Genomic DNA, 21,148 nt, shown 5'->3' on the forward strand with positions numbered 1-21,148 from the left:
AATATAATTTAGAATTATATTTTACCCTTTCACAGCTTTTAATTCAATCCCTTGTTTTTATTAATTCTGCAGGCGGCTTTTACAAACTCTCTGAAAAGACAATGGGCCCGGTTAGGGCGGGATTTAAACTCCGGGTGGTACTGCACTCCAATATAAAAAGGATGATCCTTTAATTCTACAGCCTCCACCAAACGCTGATCCGGAGATAATCCTGACAAAACAAGCCCAGCCTTTTCCAACCTTTCTCTGTATATATTATTAAATTCATAACGATGACGGTGGCGTTCAAATATTTCCTTCTCACCATATATTTCCTGTATCTTAGAGCCATCTTTTAAAACACAGGGATACGCCCCCAGTCTCATTGTGCCGCCTTTGGGAACGTTGCCCTGTTGATCCGGCATAAGGTCAATAGCAAGATATTTTGCCTCCGGCTTAAACTCTCCTGAGGTGGCTTTATCCATTCCCGCCATGTTTCTAGCATATTCCATAACAGCTACCTGCATTCCAAGACAAATACCTAAATAAGGCTTTTTATTTTCTCTGGCATATTGAGCAGCTAAAATCATACCTTCAACTCCTCTGCTGCCAAATCCTCCAGGTACTAAAATCCCCTGCACAGGGCCTAGAATTTCATCTACATTATTTTCATTTAGACTTTGAGAATCAATCCACATAAAACGTATTTTAGCGCCATTTTCATAGCCTCCATGGTTCAGCGCTTCCACAACAGAAAGATATGCATCGTGGAGCTCCACATATTTACCTACAATCCCAATCCTTACCTCCCCCTTCAAGCTGTGGATTCTGCCGCACAAAGCTGTCCAGTCTGAAAGCTCCGGCTCCTTACATAATAATCCCAGCTTTCTGACGGCAATCTCATCCAGCCTTGCGCCTCTAAGCATCATAGGCACATCATATAAGCTTTCTAGTGTTCTGTTTTCAATTACACAATCTGGCTCTACATTGCAAAATAAAGCGATTTTTTGCACAATTCCTTCCTCCAAAGGCTCGTCGCACCTGGCTATAATTACATCCGGCATAATCCCCATCCCCTGAAGCTCTCTTACAGAATGCTGAGCCGGCTTAGATTTATGTTCCCCAGAGCACTTTAGGTAGGGCACAAGAACCACATGAATAAACATACAATCCTCTTTCCCCAGCTCTCTGGATACCTGTCTGATAGCCTCTAAAAAAGGCTGGCTTTCAATATCCCCAATAGTCCCTCCAATTTCTGTAATAATAATGTCAGCCTTTGTGTAGTCCTCCAGCCCATAAATTGCTTTTTTAATCTCCTCTGTAATATGAGGGATAACCTGAACTGTACTACCTAAATATTCGCCCTTCCGCTCTTTATTCAGCACATTCCAGTAAACCTTTCCAGATGTAAGATTAGACATCTTATTTAAATTTTCATCTATAAAACGCTCATAATGTCCCAAGTCTAAATCTGTCTCCGCTCCATCCTCCGTGACAAATACCTCTCCATGCTGAATCGGACTCATAGTCCCAGGATCTACATTAACATAAGGGTCCAGCTTTTGAGCCGCTACCTTTAAACCTCTGGCTTTTAACAGTCTTCCTAAAGATGCCGCTGTAATCCCTTTCCCCAGCCCTGATACTACGCCGCCTGTTACAAAAATATGCTTTGCGCCCATTACTTTTCCTCCTTAATCCCCAGAAAAAAAGGGAGCTCTTACCTGAAAAACGCTTTTGTAAATCATAACGTTTTCCAGAGAAGAACTCCTTTGTCCTGTAATTTTATTTTTATGTATTCTTTAAAAAAAGGATTATATATCCAAGTAACAGGTTTGTCAATAATTTGCTTAATCCTTTTCAATATTGTCAGGATAAAGTATAACCTTCCCTGTCATACCCTTTTCAGCCAGTTCAAAAGCAGTTTCATATTGACTAAATGGAAATCTGTGAGTTAAAAGATGGTCAATATTTACTGCTCCAGAACCAATCAGCCCTTTAGAAATCTCCCAGCTTTTTAATATTTCTCTTCCATGAATTCCATAAATTTTAGCCGCCTTCCACACAATATCGTTTCCTGCATCCTCAAAAGAAAGCGTCTTAGACGGAAGCCCGATCATTACCATATTTCCACATTTCCTTAAAATCTTAAATCCCTGTTTTATAGCATCTACATTTCCCGATGTATCAAAAACAGTTCCGCATCCCAGACTAGCTGTTAATTTTTTCACACATTCTACTACATCGCATTCTATCGGATTAAATACCTGGTTTGCTCCACTGTCCAAAGCCAGCTTTCTTCTGTAATCACTAATATCAGAAGCATAAATATAGGATGCTCCCATTGCCCTGGCAATTTTAATTATGAACAATCCAATAGGACCACATCCCATTACCATTACAGTATCGCCTACCATACTTACCATGCTGGCTCCATGTGTTGCCACACTGAAAGGCTCCATTACTGCTGCCTGATCATATGTCATAGTATCTGGTAAAAGCACCAGATTCTTAGCAGGGACAACTGCATACTCCCCATAAATTCCATCCCGAAATCTTCTTATATTCTGACAATTATATGTATCTCCTGTTCTGCACTGATAACAATGCCCACATGGAATATGCGTTTCACAGGCCACTCTCTGCCCAATTTCAATGCTCTCTGCCAAAACACCCTTTTTTACAACTTCTCCGCTGAATTCATGCCCCATAATCCGCGGTACTGGGCTGAAGGAACGCTCAAAATTCTCCTGAGCCCATTTATTCCACTGATATATATGTATATCAGTTCCACATATAGCTGCAGCATGAACCTTTATTAAAACCTCATCTGGATTTGGTTCTGGAACCGGAACATCTTTATATTCTGCTCCTGACTCTCTTTTAGTTTTTACAATCGCCTTCATCATTTTTTTTATTTCCATTTTTGTCCTCTTTTCATATATTAACTCTTATTTTTTATTTCACTCGTTCCTCGTTCCATAAAAACGGATGGGAACCCCAAATTTCGCTAACGCGAACTTTGGGTAGCAAATAGTTTCGCGCATAGCGCTCAGCTATTTTTTAATTAATATCTCTTTATCTTATTTCATTCCAAGCAAGTTTGGCAAAAACAGAGAAATGCCAGGAACATACGTTAATATCAACACTGCTATCATACCCATTACTATAAATGGAAGTACTTTTTTACATATATCTGTCATAGACAGTTTAGCAATATTGCAAGCTACATATAAATTGGCTCCCACCGGAGGCGTTACCATTCCCACAGCAAAACTTGTTACCATAAAAATAGCAAAGACATATCTGCTATATCCTATTGAATCTATAATAGGAAGCAGTATTGGAAGAAATAAACAGAATGCTGAGTTTGCCTCTACAAAACAACCTGCAATAACAAATAAAATATTAAGCAGCAGTAGTATCATGTATTTATTAGATGACAAGGACATAAGAGCAACTGACATATCAGAAGCCACTCCTGAAGTTGTAAGCAGCCATGAAAGAATGCCTGCGGTTGATAAAATATACATAACCACTGCTGACGTTTTTGCTGAGTCTACAAAAATATGAATTAAATCTTTTATTTTTATTTCCTTATAAATAAAAATTCCTACAAACAGAGAATACACTACTGCTACTCCTGCTGCCTCTGTAGCTGTAAATACTCCTGTATAAATGCCTCCTAAAATAATAAAGGGAGTAAGCAGACCCCAAAAGGCTTCCCTTAACGCATGTAATTTTTCTTTATTCCCTGCTTTTTTACTTTTTACAATATTCTTATCTTTTCTTATGGACCATGCAGCTGCTATCGCATACATTCCGCCTAAAAATAGCCCTGGAACAATTCCGCAGATAAAAAGTTTTCCCACGCTTAATTCTGCATACATTGCAAAAATTACAAATGCAATACTTGGAGGTATAATAACTCCAATGCCACCTGAGGCTGCAACTAAAGCTGCAGACATATTTTTATCATATCCGTTTTTTTCCATGGCCGGTATCAAAATTCCTCCCAAAGCCGCTACTGTAGCTGGTCCTGAACCTGAAATAGCTGCAAAAAAACATGCCACAATAATCACTACATAAGCCAGTCCGCCTTTTATATGACCTACGCATACCTCTGCTAATTTGATCAGCCTTCTGCTGATTCCTGCATATTCCATAAGAACTCCTGTCAAAATAAAATACGGAATTGCCAACAGTACATTTTTAGATATGGAGGCATACATCAAATTAGCAATGGAGGAAAGAGAATATCCTCCTGCCACAGCTCCTAAAATAGTTGCCAATCCCATAGATGCCGCTACAGGAACATTGCATAAAAGAAGGAAGAAAAAGCTGCTGAATAATATTACTGCAATCATATAATTTTCTCATCTCCTGTCTCTTTATTTTTTTTAGCTGATCTTACAGTAAGTACCGCTGCGTAAATAGAACTGAAAGAGATTAGCACTGCTCCTACCGGCATAGCAATACTGCCATATACTCTGGAAATTTTCAGTCCTGGAAATTTGGTATTAAATTTCAGTTGATTCATTACTGTCCCCATTCCCGACTGTATTACTATAACCATCAGCGCGATACTGCAAAAAGCTGCAAAAATGGCAAAAACAATTTGTATGTTTTTAGGAAGCTGATCTGTAATCATGGAAAGTCCTGTGTGAGAATATGTTCTGTATCCCAGAGAAATCCCTAACATAGTAATCCATATAAAAATCAGATTTGTCAATTCTTCTGTATAAGAAAACGGAGTTTGGGGAAGAAAAAAACGACATATTACATTTAAAAAATTCATTACAACCATTACTGTCAGCCCTGCAACAATTCCTGCTTTTTCAATATAATCTATATATTTAAATATTTTTTCCATATAATGCCCTCTCCTAAATAATTCTTATTTATTGAACTCCAAATGCCTGATATAATTCATCCCCCATAATTTCCCTATACTCTTCGTATAATGGTTGCACCGCCTCCTTAAATGTAGTAATTTCCTTGTCATCCGGATAATAAATCTGAATATCATAATCATCTATAAGCTGCTGCATAAATTCCGGATCTTTTTCTTCTGCTGCTTTTCTTTGAGCTGCACATGCCGCTTTTGCTGCCTCTTCAAAAACTACCCGATCTTCTTCTGAAAGAGAATCCCAGCATTTTGCGCTTACAGAAAGAATAATAGGCTCGCAAGAATAATTCCATACTGTCATATAATCCACAACTTCTGCAAATTTTTGAGTAATTGTCATATCAGCCGGATTTTCCTGTCCATCTACTGAACCAGTCTGAAGAGCGCTATAAAGCTCAGATGCATTCATTGTAACCGGATCTGCGCCAAAATCCATAAAACAGTCTACATACATGGAATTACCTGGTACTCTCATTTTTACTCCTCTTAGATCCTCTACCGTCTTCACTTCACGTACATTATTAAACAGCTGTCGAAAGCCAGAAATCCCAAATCCTAAAGCATAAGCCCCGTTTTCTTCCACTAAAACTTTCAACTGTTCTCCTCCAGTCCCATCCAGCGCCTTATTCACATCATCCCATCCTTGAAATAAAAAGGGCATCGCCGGCATGGAAAGCCTTGTATCCGCCCCGGCCCAAGTCAGCACTCCATGAACAGTAATATCAATATCACCTGACTGGAACATTTCTAATGCTGTGGACTGGTTACCACCGGCAAGTTCTGAATTTGGATGAATTTTAATCTGATACCGTCCTTGTGTCTTTTCATTAACTTGATCTGCAAAGGTTTGAGCCGCCACATTCCAAGTACTGCTTTCCGGCACAGGCATGTCCAATTTCAGTTCGATAGTTTCAATGCTGTTTTTATCATTAGCTACCTCTCCATTTTGTTCTCCTGTACCCTTACACCCATAAAGGGCTGTAACCACAAATAACATTAAAAATCCCTTAGCCAATTTCTTTCTACTTACAGCTTTCATATATTCTTTTTTTATATTTGTATTTCTCATATAAATTCCTCCCAAATAACAACTATTTCCCTATCCACCGAGGCTCTCTGTTTTCTTTTTTCGCATGTTCAGACTCTGTCACATCTTCCATTGCCAACAAACCTAATAATGCAGCTTTCGCATGAACCATCGCTAATGACAAAGGCATATCTACCATGTCATAGTAAGTCTGTCGTCCTACTTTAATCGCCACTTTACTTTTTGTTCCTATAATTTCAGCCAATTTTAATGCCTCTTCCATAACCCTTTCCTTAGACACAACTTTATTTATCATATTCCACTGTTCTGCTGTTTTTGCGTCAATAGGTTTAGAAAGATAAATCATTTCAAACAGTCGTTTTTTAGGAATCCATTTTCCATTTACAGCTAAAGCAATCATTGGAAAATTTCCGTGGCTTAATTCTGATAGGCCAAATTCAGCCTCCTCTGAAGCTACAGCTAAATCACATCCCTCCACTACCGTCAATCCTCCTGCAAAAGCCTTTCCATTTACAGCTGCAATAATAGGTTTTCCCGACTGATACAAAGCTTTCTGAAATTCTACAGTTCCGTCGCAATAATCCCTTTGGTCCATAACAAATCCGTCAGGAAAACCGTCAATTTTACCTCCGGCGCAAAAATATTCTCCTGTTCCTGTCAATATAATGGCTCCCACCTGGTCATCCTCATTGGCTGTCTTTATAGCTTCCTGTATTTCTGTTACAGCCTGCAGCCCAATTCGATTCCCTATATCCGGCATGTTAAGCCGAATAATAGCTGCCGTTTTTTCTTTTGTATAAACAATACACTGATACATTGTCCCCTCTCCTTTCCTGCTTTTACTGTTCCCACTACACTTTTAAATTACCTGCTTTTATTATCTGTGTAAACAAAAAAAGGGCTATATGAAAGGCTTTTCCATGCTTGCCTTTCATTTTCTGAAAACCCTTTCATAATACGGTTATTCTGTTCAAAACTTGTTTACTATGAATCTTTAATTTTATATAATTCTTTCATCTATTTTTATATTTTTCTGTATATTTACCATTTTATTCCAAATAGCCAAAAAGGAGTGTATTTATATTGGATATTAAAAACCATTTTTCTCTTTCAAAATCTGAATCTAATCTTGAAAATGACCATGAAAATATTTATGTAGACTATCTTTGCAAGGTGAATCAAAAATACTCTTATTTAAGTAAATCTCAAAGAAAAATTGCCAATTACTTAAATGAGCATCCAGATGAAATAAGCAGGTGTTCTATTAGCACTTTATGTCAAAAAATAGGAACGAGTCCCAGCTCTATGTCTCGTTTTTGTCAGCTTTTAAATTATAAGGGATTTGCTGATATGAAATTTTGTGCAGAAAAGGAATTACTCTTTCCTAACGAGACAGTTGAATTTAATGATGACGATAACATACGAATTACTAAGAAAAAATATTTAAATCTTTATACTACTGTGCTGACCGATACTCTCCTGAATATTAAAGATCAATATATTCTAATAGCAGCAAAGGCTTTAACAAGAGCAGAGCATGTATATATTTACAGCAGCGGAAGTTCAGGAGCTACTGCAAATTATGTATATCAGCTTTTTCTTCAAATAGGCATTCCATGCAATTATTTTATTGACCGTCAGCTTGGCATGATGAGCCTGGAACATTTAAAACCTTTTGATGTGGCAATCGGCATAAACTTCAGCGGAAACTCAGCTACTGTCACAGAGCTTATTACCTTAGCAAGACAGAAACGAGCAACTACTATTGCTATTACCTCCGGAACTCAAAGTCCTTTAAGCAAACTAGCCGATATCCCCTTGTGTTACAGCACAAAAATAAACGACGACCTTCGTTACATACATGCTGCCCGCATTTGCGAACTGGCTATTATCGGTCAGCTTCAAACTGCCTACGTCCATATTTCTTCTAAAGAGAAAAATCAATCTTTACAGCGCTCAAAGCTTGCTATTAAAAAATCCAGAAATCCCCAATAGGAGGTTCAAAATGACTTATCAAATTCATAATTATAATCTTGGAATTAGTTCCTACACTTATCCATTTTCCTGTGGTACAAATAAAAGAATCATTCCGCTTAATCCTTTTACTCCCTGGGATATTATTGATAAAGCTGTTGCTCTTCAAGTTCCCATTGTACAAATTGCAGATAATCTTCCGTTGGAAGCTCTTTCTCTTCCTGAGTTGAAACAGCTAAAGGACTACGCTTATAAAAACCACATTACTTTAGAAACAGGATTCCGCGGTCTTGACCCTGATCATCTTTTTAAGGGCCTTGAAATAACCAAAGCTCTTGATTCTCACCTTATACGTTTTGTTATTGATAAGCCTGGTTTTCAGCCTTCACCTGAAACAGTCGCTGCAATTCTGAAATCTGCTCTTCCTTATTTAGAGACAAATAAAATCACTTTAGGTATTGAAAACCATGACCGTTTTTACAGTCACCAGTTTGCCCAAATAATGACATCTGTTCGTCATCCACATGTGGGAATTATTCTTGATACTGCCAACTCTCTTTCTAAGGAAGAATCTGTAGATTTGGTGTTGGACCATCTAGCTCCTTTTATTGTGGGTTTTCATGCCAAAGACTATGTAATTCACCGACGCTTAGGTGAAATGGGGTTTGTTATTACCGGCGCTCCTGCCGGAAAAGGGAACTTAAATATTCCTTCTATCCTTCGCCGCATCAGCCAGAATTTTTCAAATTCATTTTCTATTATTTTAGAATCATGGATGGAAAGCCTTCCTACATTGGAAGATACTCTTATTCAGGAAGACCTATGGGCAAAAGAAGGAATTACATACTTAAAATCTTTAACCATCCCATAAAAATATCCTGTTTACAGGAAACAGAATACAAATTAAAAACGTTTTCTATAAGCAGGATATTATTATTTTTATTAGATATCTGGCAATATTCTAATCCTCTTCCATCACCTGAATCTCCGGCGGATGTTTTCTGCGCCATGCACTGCGCAACATAGGCCAGAACAGGAGGAAAATTGCCAGCAGCAGTAACGCGCAGGACACCGGCCTTACAAAAAAGGAAAACAAACCATACTCCGGCGAATAACTAACGCCATTTCTCAGATACTTTTCTACATTATTTCCAAGGATAAATGCCAGCAAAAATGGTGTAGTAGGAATATTAGCATAGGCCATCCAGACCCCAAATAATGTACAAATAACAGCCAGGAAAATTGCAAATGTATTACCTACACTTACATATGCTCCTACAAAACACAACACTAAAATCGCTGGGTAAAGCAGGTGGTAAGGAGCTTTTAAAAGCATTGGAAAAGCTCTCATACCCAAAACTTCAATTAACAAAATAGCTACTGCGCAGAAAATTAAAGAGGCATAAATCATATATACAATAGAAGGATTATTTCTTATGAGCAAAGGTCCCGCCTCCACTCCCTGAATCACAAAACCACTAAGCAAGAGAGCTGTTTGAGCATCCCCGGGAATGCCAAGTGCTATCATAGGAATAATAGCTCCTCCCACAGAAGCATTATTGGCTACCTCAGGCGCCCATACACCGGCTGTACAGCCAGTGCCGAATTTCTCCGGATGCTTATCTCCATTTTTTGCCATTGTGTAAGCCACCACATTGGAAAGTCCGCTGCCCAGGCCTGGCAGAAAACCAATAAATAAACCGATAATAAAGGAACGGATAATATTTACCTTTTCTCTAATATACTCTCCCTTAGGAAGTTTAAAACCGCCCACCTTAATTTGTGGACCGCTGTCTCCCATACGTTCCGCTTTGGCATATTCTAACAATATAGTGCGGCCTGCAAAAACTCCCATACAAACACATACCAGAGGAAGCCCTGCTGACAGATGATAGCTGCCAAAAGTAAAGCGGACAGTACCGCTTACAGGAGCACGTCCTATAGTAGTAAATGCCAGGCCCAGGCCTACTCCCATCAGGCCTTTCATCATATTCCCCTCTGACAGGGAAGATACCATAACCATAGCGCACATACTAAGACTAAATAATTCCCACGGTCCCATATTCACTGCAAATGAAGCAACCCAAGAAGCGCAGAACATTGCAATTATAACGCTGGGAAGAGTACCAATAAAATTCGCCACTGTGCCTACGCTTAATGCTGTAACCGGATCTCCTCTTTTTGTAAATTCATAGCCGTCAAAAACAGTTGCTACAGAGCCATTAGTTCCTGGAATTCCTACTAAAATAGAGCCAATGAACCCGCCGGATACACCGCCTACATAGATGCTGCACAGCAAAGCCACAGCTGTAACTGGGTCCATAGCATATGTCATCGGGAGTACCAGCATCATTCCGATTCCCCCGGAAAGACCGGGAACTACGCCCAGGACAATACCAATAATGCCGCCTACAATACACAACATTAATACTTCAAAGCTGCATAAAGTCATAAATGCTTCACCTAAATATGTCCACATACCTTACCCCTCCTTAAAATTCCATATTAAAGAACTCGCCCTGCGGCATTTTCAGCCCCAACCCTTTATAAAAACAAAGGTACACTAAAAGTGTAAGAATTACAGCATATATAACTGTGTGCCATATTGGAACTTTTTTTCCCATAGAAAACATTCTGCTGATAATAAAGGTAATTATTGGAGTGGCAATCAAAAATCCAACTGCATATAACAGCAGTGCATACACTGTAAACACCAGAACTAAAACCCAGAACCTTTTCCATTCCTGTTTATTTAAAAATGGGGTTTCCTGACCTGGATTTTTCTTTAGTGCAATAAATAGGCCGGGAATTATAATCATAACAGCAGCAATAATTGGAAATACTGCCGGACCTATATCATCTGGCACACTGGACGGAGGCAGACTTAATGATCCTACAATAAGGAGACTTCCCAGCACAACGCCTATAACCCCGTTTACTTTATCTCTTTTCATATATTTCTCCTCTCTCCTGATTTGAAAGCGTTGAGAAAGGCTATACGCCTAATCCAAGATCGTCACAGAATATCTGCATATCCTTTACAGTTTGAATTCCTTCCTCCCGCTCTTCATATTCCCAGGAACCGCCCTTAAAGGTAGTATTTAATAATGTTTTCCACATACTGTCATCTTTTAGTCCTGGTAGTGTAGAGGAGATCGCTTCAGCCATTTCTTCACTAAGGCCTGGATTTGCACACAAAATATATCCTGTTGGAACTTGGTAACTTAGTGGATATCCTAATTCTTCAAAGCAGGGAATATCCGGATAATTTACAGAGCGCTGGTTATCTGCATACGCCAGAATACGTATATCCCCTGTCTGCACATACTGATCCGCTACCTGAGGAGTTAAATATGCCCAGTCATTAAAACCGCCCAGCAAATTTGTAATTCGCTCGTTATTGTCAGCTCCGTCTACTTTTCTAAAGGTACATCCCAGAGCATTCTCTATATTTACAGTCCCTGCATATACAATATTGCCTGAACCTGTACCTACAGAAATAGAGTTAGGATTTTCTTTTGCCGCCTCCACAAGATCATCCAGAGTTTCATATGGAGAATCTGCTTTTACACAAACAGCCGCCATATCAGACTCTAGTTTTATACAGTTTATAATCTGGAACTCTTCTGGATCTGTTACCAGATGATCATATACGCCAAAGTAATATGTAATCAGCATAGACGGTGTTCCTACTAATATTGTGCTTCCATCTGTATCACTGTTTCTTCCTTTTTCATAAGCCACAGTATATCCGCCGGATGCATCGTTTATAACTGTAAAGTTATGGTCTGGAAACATTTTCCCCCAGTGAGAAGCTAAGGCGCGGCATACACCATCCGTACCAGAACCTGCATTTGCCGGACATATAATTTCTATATTTTTAGTTGCCGGCCACTCTACAGACTCCGCTTCCCCGCCAGAGTCTGCCCCTTCTGCCGAAGAATTACTACAGCCTGCTAAAGTAAATGTTAAAGCTGCTGCCGCCAATAAGGTCGTTAACTTTTTCATGGTTTTTTTCATAGTCTTTTCCTCCTTATATGTCCCTTCTATATATAGTTTTTATTATGTACCAGGCTTTTATCTACATTTTCATCCAGACAGCTGCAAACTCGTCCAATCGGTCTAAGACAAATTTTATAGTTACTGTCCCATTGTCATTTCTTGTTTCTTTAAACACCACCGGCGACTCTGCCTTTAGAATGCGCAGCTCTTTTGGGGAATGGCGCACTTTTATATCCACCTCAATTTGATGAACCGATACTAACTGGTGTACTGGTCTGTACATGGTTCCTGTATGATTTACAAGACTCATCATCACACCATTTTGTTCTTCCCCTGTACTAATAACCTGAATATGTACACTTGCCGGCGCATTTGTTTTAATCATAAAATCTTCTTCCAAAGTCATGTCTAATGCATTTTCAAATAATTGGACAAAATCATCATGGGCATAATTATACAGTGCCCGTCCAATAGGAAATGCAAAGTAAACGACTGTTCCTTTTCCAAATGTATTGGTTAAAGATACTGGATAAACTGTATCCATTCTCCGAATCCACGCTTTCTCCGGCGGCTGATTCCGTATAACAGGAATATATGTTGTAACAGCCTTGGCTCCAGGAAGAGCATTTACTAATAAAGTATGTTCAGCGTTTGCTAAAAGCTGTGTATCTTTGATTCCTTTTAATAAAGCGCTTTCTGTATCTTTAATCAGCTGATAACAGTCCACTGTTGTATCTTCCACTGTTCCTGTACTGGTGACTCCTAATACCTCACTAAGGCCAAAATCATTTCTTTTATTTCCATTTTCATCGTACAAACTAGTTTCAAAGCTGGCAATGATTCTCCCGCCCTCTTTTACATATTCTTTAAATATTTCTATTTCATTCGCAGACATACATTTTACATTTGGTAAAATGATTACCCTATAGGGCTTTAATTCTTCCAAGCTTATATTGATATGGCCTGGTATATGGACAAATTGAATATGCTTTTCTACCAGGATTTTCTCTATGCCCTTCATATTAAAACAGAACTGATCCTTTGAAAAATTCAGGGAGTTTCCAAAAATATCTCTGGTAGGCTTAGAAACATATATAGCGGCTTCTGCTATGGGCAGGTTATATTCCAAAATATTTTCATTTTCATGGAGAAAATCATACATTGGTTTAGAAATATATGCCGCTCTATTATCATGGGTTGCTGCTGGATGCTGGCCGTTAAACAGGCAATTCCAAAAACCTCCGCCTGCTGAAACTGCCTCCCACAACCAGATTTTATTTTCAACAACAGGATCTTTTACATATCTAAGTGTGCCTCCATTATTTCCAAATAACAGCACTGACTGCTTATTTTTACTGATCATTTTCATATGTTTCACTATGGAGCCTGGATAAACAAGCCCTGAAGCGTATGAGGCTGGCACTGCTTCTTGAGAAACCATAGCCGGTGTAACTAAATAATCAAAACTGTCTCTGGCCATATCCAGATCAAGTACATTAATGGCCTCTCTCTCAGCTGTGCGAAGGAATCCGAAAATTTCTGCAGCGTACGCTTTATCATTTCCAAACTCTTTTACTGTATTTTTAATTCTGTCAATATGCTGGAGAGCGCACTGATATTTCCACTTTCTATATTCCTCATAAACCAAAGGATTCTTTATCTGCTGTGCAGTAGGCAGTTCTTTATTCATATCTTTCCTATACTTCTCCCTACATCGGGAACAATAGCACACACCTTGCGGCATTCCTAAAGCATTTTCCCATATTCCATCAATATCATATTGGCGGAAAACAGAGCGGGTAAATTCCATAGCCTGCTCATTCATATAGCGGCTGTTGTAACATGGAAGATAAATATCTACTTCTGATTTAATCAGCGAGCTCATCATTTTAGGGCTTCCATCCTCCTCACAAGAAAACCAGTCTGGATGCGCCCGAAAGAAATCTTTCTCCGCCCCTCTAAAATCAATACGGCAGATAACCTTAATCTCCTTAGCATGAGCCTCTCTCACTAAATCCCCCAGAATATCCTCATTAGTCATAAATGGATTTAAATTCGCTCCGTCTAAACCCGAATGAAAAAAATCTACAATCCCTCCTGCGTTTATAATAATACAGTTAGCATTAGATTTTTCCATATATTCAACAACTGCTTTAGCATTATAATTTACAATATCTGTCTCTCTTAAAACTGTCTGAACCATGCGAAGCTGTTTTTGATACCAATACTTTCCCATAAGTTCCCCTCTCCTTCTTATTTTGTGCTTTTCATAAATGCAGGAGCATATTTAGCTCCTATTAATATAGCTTCTTCCATGCTGACACTGCTTACCACTCCCTTTCCGGCTACGTCAAATGCTGTTCCATGATCTACCGATGTGCGCAGAATAGGCATCCCTCCTGTAATAGAAATAGTTCTGTAAAAATCTAATGTTTTTGTTGCAATATGGCCTTGGTCGTGGTATAGAGAAAGCACGCTGTTGTAACGCCCCTGTAAAGCCAGGTGAAATACTGAATCCGCCCCAATAGGTCCTTCCACCTTATAACCTATTTTCTTCAGCTCCTCCACTGCTGGGAATACTTCATTTACCTCCTCATACCCAAATAGTCCATGCTCTCCGCTATGTGGATTCAATCCTGCAATAGCCATAATTCCGTCCGCCACCCCTAATTGCCTTAGCACAATATTACTTCTCTTTACATAGTCAATAATCTTATCTTTTGTAATAGCGTCACATGCATTTCTCAGGCTCATATGCCTGGTAAGGAAAAATACTCTCATATTTCTCACTTCAAAAATTGTAAGAGGATCTTCTGTATTAGTAAGAAATCCAAAAATCTCTGTATGTCCTATAAATGGAATCTCCCCAGCTTTTAAAGATTCTTTGTTAATAGGAGTAGTACTGACTGCGTCTGCTTCCCCTGACATTGCCATATTAATAGCCTTTTCTATGTACTTATAGGAAGCTTTACCACATTTTGCATTTACTTTTCCCATCTCATATTGATCTGGGGCAATATAATTTAAATCTATAACATTCACCACGCCTAACCCATAATCACCTTCCCTTGGATTAGTAATTACATTTATCTTCACCTTTGGCATATTAGGAAAGGTCATAGCCCGGTCCAATACAGCTTTATCCCCTACTATTACACAGCGGGCTTTATCAATGATATTTTGATTCATCATAGATTTAATAACAATTTCAGGCCCCACGCCTGCCGGATCTCCCATTGGAATTACAATAACAGGTTTTGTCATAACACTTTTCTCCTTTTAATTTCTTTTACCGTAAGCTTTTTAATAAGTACTCTACACATTTACAGATAGCGTCTTCATCTCCAATCATTCCTCCTTTGGTAGCTAAGCTAATCCATCTTCCATCCTCCAGTTGAATCTCTCCCCCTACAGCTAAGGGAAAAATTTCTTTTTTTATTTTAATGCCTCCTGTATTTAGAGCTGTACAAACTGCTACTGTAATATCGCCTCCTGTAGTAAATACTCCGCCATACCCACCTTCTAAAATAGCTTCTGCAGCTACTTGTGCTATAGAATTATTTATTTTCTCGCAAAGAGCATGAATACTCATTTTATCTCTTTCTTCAAACTTTTTCAGGGAAATTAGCTTCTTTTCTATAGAACTGGATAAGAGTAATATTGAGACTATATTCTCCTCTTTAACATTCCTTAGTTTTTCTGAAGCTTTTTTCATTTCCCTCTTACGGCGAATATCACTTTCTAATAATTCTTCCACATCCAAAATCACGTAATCTGCGCCTGTTTCCTCCAGTAATCTGGTGGTTTGCCTTTTTGCTATCTGGTTTACACTTCCAATTACCGCCAAAATCTTTTCCCCTGTCTGGATTTCATTTTCTTTTCCCTTCCCCAGCTTTGCAGAGGTAAATGCTGCTGTAAAGCTTCCAGGATCTACAGCTATAAATGGAAAACTACATTCTGTTAAAACGCTTGCTATTCCATCTATGTCTTGTTGGGTTACAGCTTCAAAAAGGATATTCCGCGCCCCCTCTTTCAAAACATTTTCTACATAACTCCTTAATGCCTCCCCATCACTTCTCACCATTTCCAAATCAATTAATACTGACTTTCTTTTAGATTGTTTCCGGAAACATTCTAATGCCGAGGAAGTCATAACCGGGCGCTTAGGATCTTTTGCTGCCGGCGTATATTCCAAAGGTATTCCATTTACATAAAGAATGTCTCCTTTATATGTTCTTCCAGCTTGGGGAAAAGCCGGTACAATCATGGCCGCCCAATCTTTTGTACCCTCATCTGAAAGCTTATCTAAAAGAGCATCACATTCAGACCCTAAATTTCCTCTTAAAGTAGAATCAATTCTTTTAGAATACAGCTTAATTTCCGGCCCCGCAAATCTTTCAGCTGCTTCCCAGACCGTTTCATAAGCCTTCCTCTCATCTAAACTTCTACTATCCAAATTCACACTTATACACTCATACTGCTCAAGTTCTTGGGGATTTACCTTATAGTTGACTGCCGAGCAAGTACTCCAGCCTAATTTACTAATAGCCGCTCCTGTATCGTTAGCACCTGTTAAATCATCCGCTAATATTAGTATTTTGTTCATTTTGTTCTCTTTCTTTTTTAAATTTGTTTATTTAATTTTATTTTGTTTGATTCTGTTGTTTTCATAATAGTTCAGTTTTGTTCATATGTCAATATATTTTTGTTTGATTCAATCATATTTGTTTACTTTGCTGTTTAATCTATATATTTTTTGTGCATTATGTTATTTTTATTTATTCTAATGTGATTTCTGTTTATTTCGATTGACTTAAATTACTATTTCCATTATTATGAAATTACAAATACCTAAAGGAGAGGGGAATTTTATGATTGCCGATCAACGATTAAATGAAATTCTTCAAATCATGTCACAAAAAGAGTTTGTAGAAGTAGAAGATTTAGCTGCACGTATGAAAGTAAGTTCTATGACCATTCGCCGTGATTTGCAAAAGCTTAGCGATATGGGGATGGTTCGCCGCCAATATGGAGGTGCCTCTCTTGTAACCGATGCACAGCTGGAAAATGATTATTCATCAAAAAAAGTCAAGAATCAGACAAATAAGCAAAAATTAGCTCAAATCGCTTTAAAACAAATTCATAAAAATGATATCATCTATTTAGATGCAGGCACAACTATCTTTGAATTAGCCTCTATTCTAAACTCCAGGCAAAACTTAACAGTAATTACAAACGATATTTTAATAGCCACAGATCTTTGTAAAAGGGACATAAATACCATCTTATTAGGCGGTACGATTCAAAAAGCTACATTAGTCACTATAGGCTCCTCAACCTTAGATTCCCTTCAAGACTTTCGCGTCACTTCATCTTTTCTTGGAGCTTCAGCTATATCCACCGCCTTTGATGTTCTCAGTCCAACTGTAGATAAAGCACATCTAAAAAAAATAGCAATACAAATTGCCCAGAAAACTTACTTGATGGTTGACAGCAGCAAATTTAATAATTATGCCCTTCAAAAATTTGCTAACCTATCTGATTTCACCGGGGTTATTACAGATCGGAAATTCTCCCAGGCAGAGCGTTCTAAACTTGACAGCTTATACATTAATATCTTAGATACCGTTTAATAAATATTATTGCAATAAAAAAACCAGAGAATTTGATTTAAAAAATCATTTTCTCTGGTTTATATATTTCTCCTAAAAAACATCTATTTCTGCAATAAAAAAGTCCCTGAATATCAAGGACTTTTCAGAGGCGACAACCAGATTTGAACTGGTGATAAGGGTGTTGCAGACCCGTGCCTTACCACTTGGCTATGTCGCCATACTTTATTATATGCAAATAATTGAAAATTAATGACCCCAACGAGATTCGAACTCGTGTTACCGCCGTGAAAGGGCGATGTCTTAACCGCTTGACCATGGGGCCTTCTCTTCGAGCACTTACCGCCTTCTCTCTCTTTGCCTCATGCTCTTAACTCCCCCTGTTGGACTCGAACCAACGACACTGCGGTTAACAGCCGCATGCTCTACCGACTGAGCTAAGGAGGATCATTCAGATATGCCCAGTATTTCTCACATACCCTCAAAACCACATATTGATTACTTCATCCGTTTCTACCTTAACCTTCTGGTTAAGCCCTCGACCTATTAGTAACGGTCAGCTACATACATTACTGTACTTCCACCTCCGCCCTATCTACCTCGTCGTCTTCAAGGGGTCTTACTCTTGCGATGGGATATCTCATCTTGAGGGGGGCTTCACGCTTAGATGCCTTCAGCGTTTATCCCGTCCCGGCTTGGCTACTCTGCCATAGGCCTGATACCTAACAGATCCACCAGCGGCCAGTCCATCCCGGTCCTCTCGTACTAAGGACAGCTCCTCTCAAATATCCTACGCCCGCGCCGGATAGGGACCGAACTGTCTCACGACGTTCTGAACCCAGCTCGCGTACCGCTTTAATGGGCGAACAGCCCAACCCTTGGGACCTACTTCAGCCCCAGGATGCGATGAGCCGACATCGAGGTGCCAAACCACTCCGTCGATGTGAACTCTTGGGAGTGATAAGCCTGTTATCCCCAGGGTAGCTTTTATCCGTTGAGCGATGGCAATCCCACTTTATACCACCGGATCACTAAGTCCTACTTTCGTACCTGCTCGAGCCGTCACTCTCGCAGTCAAGCTCCCTTATGCCTTTGCACTCTTTGGATGGTTTCCAACCATCCTGAGGGAACCTTTGAGCGCCTCCGATACCCTTTCGGAGGCGACCGCCCCAGTCAAACTCCCCACCTGACATTGTCCCACCACCGGCTTACGGTGGCTGGTTAGAAACCCAATAACGCAAGGGTGGTATCCCAACAGCGGCTCCAGAAAGACTGGCGTCCTTCTCTCTTTGCCTCCCACCTATCCTGTACATGCATTACCGAATCCCAGTATCAAGCTGGAGTAAAGCTCCATGGGGTCTTTCCGTCCTGGCGCAGGTAACCAGCATCTTCACTGGTATTTCAATTTCACCGGGGGCATTGTCGAGACAGCGCTCAAATCATTACGCCTTTCGTGCGGGTCGGAACTTACCCGACAAGGAATTTCGCTACCTTAGGACCGTTATAGTTACGGCCGCCGTTTACTGGGGCTTAGATTCAAAGCTTTGGTTTCCCTAACCTCTCCTCGTAACCTTCCAGCACCGGGCAGGCGTCAGCCCATATACTTCACCTTTCGGTTTTGCATAGACCTGTGTTTTTGCTAAACAGTTGCTTGAGCCTATTCTCTGCGGCCACTTCTCAGTGGCACCCTTTCTCCCGAAGTTACAGGGTCATTTTGCCGAGTTCCTTAACAATGCTTCTCCCGCCGGCCTTAGGATTCTCTCCTCATCCACCTGTGTCGGTTTACGGTACGGGTACAATATATGCTATAGCGGCTTTTCTTGGCAGCTGGAATCACATACTTCACTACTCTTGTTCGCTACGCGTCACGTATTCGGATTGTATGGCGGATTTGCCTTCCATACTCCTACCTCGCTTGCCCCGGTCTTCTCATTCCCGGGTTATCTTATCCTTCTGCGTCCCCACAGTTCTGATATATTGCAGTACAGGAATCTCTACCTGTTGTCCATCGACTACGTCTTTCGACCTCGCCTTAGGCCCCGACTTACCCAGAGCAGATCAGCTTTACTCTGGAAACCTTAGATATTCGGCCTGGAGGATTCTCACCTCCATCTCGCTACTCATTCCGGCATTCTCTCTTCTTATACGTCCACAGCTCCTTTCGGTACTGCTTCTCCCATATAAGAATGCTCCTCTACCAATGTACCTTAGTACATTCCTAAGCTTCGGTGGTGTGTTTCAGCCCCGGACATTTTCGGCGCAGGACCTCTCGACTAGTGAGCTATTACGCACTCTTTGAATGTGTGGCTGCTTCTGAGCCAACATCCTAGTTGTCTTTGAAATCCCACATCCTTTTCCACTTAACACACACTTGGGGACCTTAGCTGTAGGTCTGGGCTCTTTCCCTTTTGACTACCCAACTTATCTCGTGCAGTCTGACTCCCGTACATCATCTTCTCGGCATTCGGAGTTTGATATCTCTTGGTAAGCTTTGACGCCCCCTTAAGAATTCAGTGCTCTACCTCCGATAGACTAATACGAGGCTAGCCCTAAAGCTATTTCGAGGAGAACCAGCTATCTCCGGGTTCGATTGGAATTTCTCCCCTATCCACACCTCATCGCCACCCTTTTCAACGGATGTGCGTTCGGTCCTCCATCTCCTTTTACGGAGACTTCAACCTGGACATGGATAGGTCACCCGGTTTCGGGTCTATTCTCACTGACTCTTCGCCCTTTTAAGACTTGGTTTCCCTTCGGCTCCGCACCTTCAGTGCTTAACCTTGCCAGTAAAAATAACTCGCCGGACCGTTCTACAAAAAGTACGCGGTCGCACTTTAACGTGCTTCCACAGCTTGTAAACACAGGGTTTCAGGTTCTCTTTCACTCCCCTCCCGGGGTCCTTTTCACCTTTCCTTCACAGTACTATGCGCTATCGGTCACTAAGGAGTATTTAGCCTTGGGGGGTGGTCCCCCCGACTTCCTGCAAGGTTCCACGTGTCTCGCAGTACTTTGGATCCCGCTCGCTGCCTATCATTTTCACGTACGGGGCTTTCACCCTCTCTGGCTGGCCTTCCCAGGCCATTCTGTTAATGAATTGGCTCACTTATTGCGGTCCTTAACCCGGCCATGCTCGCACGGCCGTTTAGGCTCCTTCCATTTCGCTCGCCGCTACTTTGGAAATCGAGTTTTCTTTCTTTTCCTCGCCCTACTTAGATGTTTCAGTTCAGGCGGTTCCCGACGTATGGCTATGGATTTACCATACGACGACTGAGGTCTTCTCAGCCAGGTTTCCCCATTCAGATATCTCCGGATCTTTGGATATTTGCTCCTCCCCGAAGCTTTTCGCAGCTTATCACGTCTTTCATCGGCTCTTAGTGCCAAGGCATCCACCCTGTGCTCTTATTAGCTTAACCAGTTGACTTTCGCCTGCGGGTGCTGGCTACTCATCGGAAACATATAGCGTTATGTTCCTGGTTCTTGGTTGTTTCTTGGTTCCGTATCTTTCGATACGGCCTCGGATGTCTTGATATTTGTCTTCTTCTCTTCCTTCCTTTTCTTTCCGGAAGAGTCGACTCTATCTTTTCTTCAATATGTGGTTTTCAAGGTACGTGCGGTATCTTACAATTT

Annotated in this window: 15 protein-coding genes, 3 tRNA genes and 1 rRNA gene; 3 read left to right on the forward strand and 16 right to left on the reverse strand. The window is 40.3% G+C overall.

Annotation, left to right across the window (positions count from 1 at the left end; genetic code table 11):
- Positions 1 to 38: 38 nt before the first annotated feature.
- The 6 genes from C1A07_RS07940 to C1A07_RS07965 all read right to left on the reverse strand — a co-directional run bounded on the left by C1A07_RS07940 (position 39) and on the right by C1A07_RS07965 (position 6,750).
- On the reverse strand, positions 39 to 1,658 hold the full coding sequence (locus tag C1A07_RS07940) for a CTP synthase (RefSeq protein WP_101876640.1): 1,620 nt from the start codon (positions 1,656 to 1,658) through the stop codon (positions 39 to 41).
- Between the two features lie 168 nt (positions 1,659 to 1,826).
- On the reverse strand, positions 1,827 to 2,900 hold the full coding sequence (locus C1A07_RS07945; protein ID WP_101876641.1) for an alcohol dehydrogenase catalytic domain-containing protein: 1,074 nt from the start codon (positions 2,898 to 2,900) through the stop codon (positions 1,827 to 1,829).
- 159 nt (positions 2,901 to 3,059) lie between these two features.
- Positions 3,060 to 4,343, reverse strand: a complete 1,284-nt coding sequence (locus C1A07_RS07950; protein ID WP_101876642.1) for a TRAP transporter large permease — start codon at positions 4,341 to 4,343, stop codon at positions 3,060 to 3,062.
- Entirely contained in the window at positions 4,340 to 4,849 is a 510-nt protein-coding gene (locus C1A07_RS07955; RefSeq protein ID WP_101876643.1) for a TRAP transporter small permease, read from the reverse strand. Before C1A07_RS07955 ends, C1A07_RS07950 begins: the two co-directional genes overlap by 4 nt.
- Positions 4,850 to 4,877: 28 nt before the next feature.
- Positions 4,878 to 5,954: a DctP family TRAP transporter solute-binding subunit gene (locus C1A07_RS07960; protein WP_101876644.1), complete on the reverse strand. Its 1,077-nt coding sequence runs from the start codon at positions 5,952 to 5,954 to the stop codon at positions 4,878 to 4,880.
- Positions 5,955 to 5,976: 22 nt separating this feature from the next.
- Positions 5,977 to 6,750 carry an enoyl-CoA hydratase/isomerase family protein gene (locus tag C1A07_RS07965; protein ID WP_101876645.1) on the reverse strand — a complete coding sequence of 258 codons (774 nt, stop codon included), beginning with the start codon at positions 6,748 to 6,750 and terminating at the stop codon, positions 5,977 to 5,979.
- A 266-nt stretch (positions 6,751 to 7,016) separates the two neighbouring features.
- Here C1A07_RS07965 and C1A07_RS07970 point away from each other — a divergent pair, with 266 nt between their 5' ends.
- Both C1A07_RS07970 and C1A07_RS07975 read left to right on the forward strand, forming a co-directional pair.
- Positions 7,017 to 7,928 carry a MurR/RpiR family transcriptional regulator gene (locus C1A07_RS07970; RefSeq protein WP_101876646.1) on the forward strand — a complete coding sequence of 304 codons (912 nt, stop codon included), beginning with the start codon at positions 7,017 to 7,019 and terminating at the stop codon, positions 7,926 to 7,928.
- 10 nt (positions 7,929 to 7,938) lie between these two features.
- On the forward strand, positions 7,939 to 8,778 hold the full coding sequence (locus C1A07_RS07975) for a sugar phosphate isomerase/epimerase family protein (protein WP_180952207.1): 840 nt from the start codon (positions 7,939 to 7,941) through the stop codon (positions 8,776 to 8,778).
- A gap of 90 nt (positions 8,779 to 8,868) precedes the next feature.
- Here C1A07_RS07975 and C1A07_RS07980 read toward each other — a convergent pair whose 3' ends face one another.
- The 6 genes from C1A07_RS07980 to C1A07_RS08005 all read right to left on the reverse strand — a co-directional run bounded on the left by C1A07_RS07980 (position 8,869) and on the right by C1A07_RS08005 (position 16,515).
- The gene (locus C1A07_RS07980; RefSeq protein WP_101876647.1) at positions 8,869 to 10,386 is read right to left on the reverse strand and encodes a tripartite tricarboxylate transporter permease; all 1,518 of its coding nucleotides are present in this window, start codon (positions 10,384 to 10,386) and stop codon (positions 8,869 to 8,871) included.
- A 13-nt stretch (positions 10,387 to 10,399) separates the two neighbouring features.
- Positions 10,400 to 10,861, reverse strand: coding sequence for a tripartite tricarboxylate transporter TctB family protein (locus tag C1A07_RS07985; RefSeq protein WP_101876648.1), 462 nt, complete (start codon positions 10,859 to 10,861; stop codon positions 10,400 to 10,402).
- A gap of 40 nt (positions 10,862 to 10,901) precedes the next feature.
- Positions 10,902 to 11,927, reverse strand: coding sequence for a tripartite tricarboxylate transporter substrate-binding protein (locus C1A07_RS07990; RefSeq protein WP_101876649.1), 1,026 nt, complete (start codon positions 11,925 to 11,927; stop codon positions 10,902 to 10,904).
- A 61-nt stretch (positions 11,928 to 11,988) separates the two neighbouring features.
- Positions 11,989 to 14,145 carry an alpha-amylase family protein gene (locus tag C1A07_RS07995; protein ID WP_101876650.1) on the reverse strand — a complete coding sequence of 719 codons (2,157 nt, stop codon included), beginning with the start codon at positions 14,143 to 14,145 and terminating at the stop codon, positions 11,989 to 11,991.
- A gap of 17 nt (positions 14,146 to 14,162) precedes the next feature.
- On the reverse strand, positions 14,163 to 15,173 hold the full coding sequence (gene pdxA / locus C1A07_RS08000) for a 4-hydroxythreonine-4-phosphate dehydrogenase PdxA (protein ID WP_101876651.1): 1,011 nt from the start codon (positions 15,171 to 15,173) through the stop codon (positions 14,163 to 14,165).
- Between the two features lie 25 nt (positions 15,174 to 15,198).
- Positions 15,199 to 16,515, reverse strand: a complete 1,317-nt coding sequence (locus C1A07_RS08005; RefSeq protein ID WP_101876652.1) for a four-carbon acid sugar kinase family protein — start codon at positions 16,513 to 16,515, stop codon at positions 15,199 to 15,201.
- A gap of 265 nt (positions 16,516 to 16,780) precedes the next feature.
- Here C1A07_RS08005 and C1A07_RS08010 point away from each other — a divergent pair, with 265 nt between their 5' ends.
- Positions 16,781 to 17,542 (forward strand): DeoR/GlpR family DNA-binding transcription regulator, encoded by a 762-nt coding sequence (locus tag C1A07_RS08010; RefSeq protein ID WP_180952208.1) that lies wholly within the window; start codon positions 16,781 to 16,783, stop codon positions 17,540 to 17,542.
- Positions 17,543 to 17,670: 128 nt separating this feature from the next.
- Here the strand turns inward: C1A07_RS08010 and C1A07_RS08015 are convergent.
- The 4 genes from C1A07_RS08015 to C1A07_RS08030 all read right to left on the reverse strand — a co-directional run bounded on the left by C1A07_RS08015 (position 17,671) and on the right by C1A07_RS08030 (position 20,934).
- Positions 17,671 to 17,741, reverse strand: a tRNA-Cys gene (locus C1A07_RS08015).
- 33 nt (positions 17,742 to 17,774) lie between these two features.
- Positions 17,775 to 17,846, reverse strand: a tRNA-Glu gene (locus tag C1A07_RS08020).
- Positions 17,847 to 17,895: 49 nt separating this feature from the next.
- A tRNA-Asn gene (locus C1A07_RS08025) sits at positions 17,896 to 17,968 on the reverse strand.
- A gap of 79 nt (positions 17,969 to 18,047) precedes the next feature.
- Positions 18,048 to 20,934 (reverse strand): 23S ribosomal RNA (locus C1A07_RS08030).
- Between the last annotated feature and the right edge of the window lie 214 nt (positions 20,935 to 21,148).

The organism is Lachnoclostridium edouardi (assembly GCF_900240245.1).
Classification (GTDB): Bacteria; Bacillota; Clostridia; order Lachnospirales; family Lachnospiraceae; genus Lachnoclostridium_A; species Lachnoclostridium_A edouardi.

What these genes read in the sequence shown, in the direction of transcription:
- C1A07_RS07940 (WP_101876640.1), bottom strand. Translation starts at nt 1,658, where the DNA reads ATGGGCGCAAAGCATATTTTTGTAACAGGCGGCGTAGTATCAGGGCTG.
- C1A07_RS07945 (WP_101876641.1), bottom strand. Translation starts at nt 2,900, where the DNA reads ATGGAAATAAAAAAAATGATGAAGGCGATTGTAAAAACTAAAAGAGAG.
- C1A07_RS07950 (WP_101876642.1), bottom strand. Translation starts at nt 4,343, where the DNA reads ATGATTGCAGTAATATTATTCAGCAGCTTTTTCTTCCTTCTTTTATGC.
- C1A07_RS07955 (WP_101876643.1), bottom strand. Translation starts at nt 4,849, where the DNA reads ATGGAAAAAATATTTAAATATATAGATTATATTGAAAAAGCAGGAATT.
- C1A07_RS07960 (WP_101876644.1), bottom strand. Translation starts at nt 5,954, where the DNA reads ATGAGAAATACAAATATAAAAAAAGAATATATGAAAGCTGTAAGTAGA.
- C1A07_RS07965 (WP_101876645.1), bottom strand. Translation starts at nt 6,750, where the DNA reads ATGTATCAGTGTATTGTTTATACAAAAGAAAAAACGGCAGCTATTATT.
- C1A07_RS07975 (WP_180952207.1), top strand. Translation starts at nt 7,939, where the DNA reads ATGACTTATCAAATTCATAATTATAATCTTGGAATTAGTTCCTACACT.
- C1A07_RS07980 (WP_101876647.1), bottom strand. Translation starts at nt 10,386, where the DNA reads ATGTGGACATATTTAGGTGAAGCATTTATGACTTTATGCAGCTTTGAA.
- C1A07_RS07985 (WP_101876648.1), bottom strand. Translation starts at nt 10,861, where the DNA reads ATGAAAAGAGATAAAGTAAACGGGGTTATAGGCGTTGTGCTGGGAAGT.
- C1A07_RS07990 (WP_101876649.1), bottom strand. Translation starts at nt 11,927, where the DNA reads ATGAAAAAAACCATGAAAAAGTTAACGACCTTATTGGCGGCAGCAGCT.
- C1A07_RS07995 (WP_101876650.1), bottom strand. Translation starts at nt 14,145, where the DNA reads ATGGGAAAGTATTGGTATCAAAAACAGCTTCGCATGGTTCAGACAGTT.
- pdxA (WP_101876651.1), bottom strand. Translation starts at nt 15,173, where the DNA reads ATGACAAAACCTGTTATTGTAATTCCAATGGGAGATCCGGCAGGCGTG.
- C1A07_RS08005 (WP_101876652.1), bottom strand. Translation starts at nt 16,515, where the DNA reads ATGAACAAAATACTAATATTAGCGGATGATTTAACAGGTGCTAACGAT.
- C1A07_RS08010 (WP_180952208.1), top strand. Translation starts at nt 16,781, where the DNA reads ATGATTGCCGATCAACGATTAAATGAAATTCTTCAAATCATGTCACAA.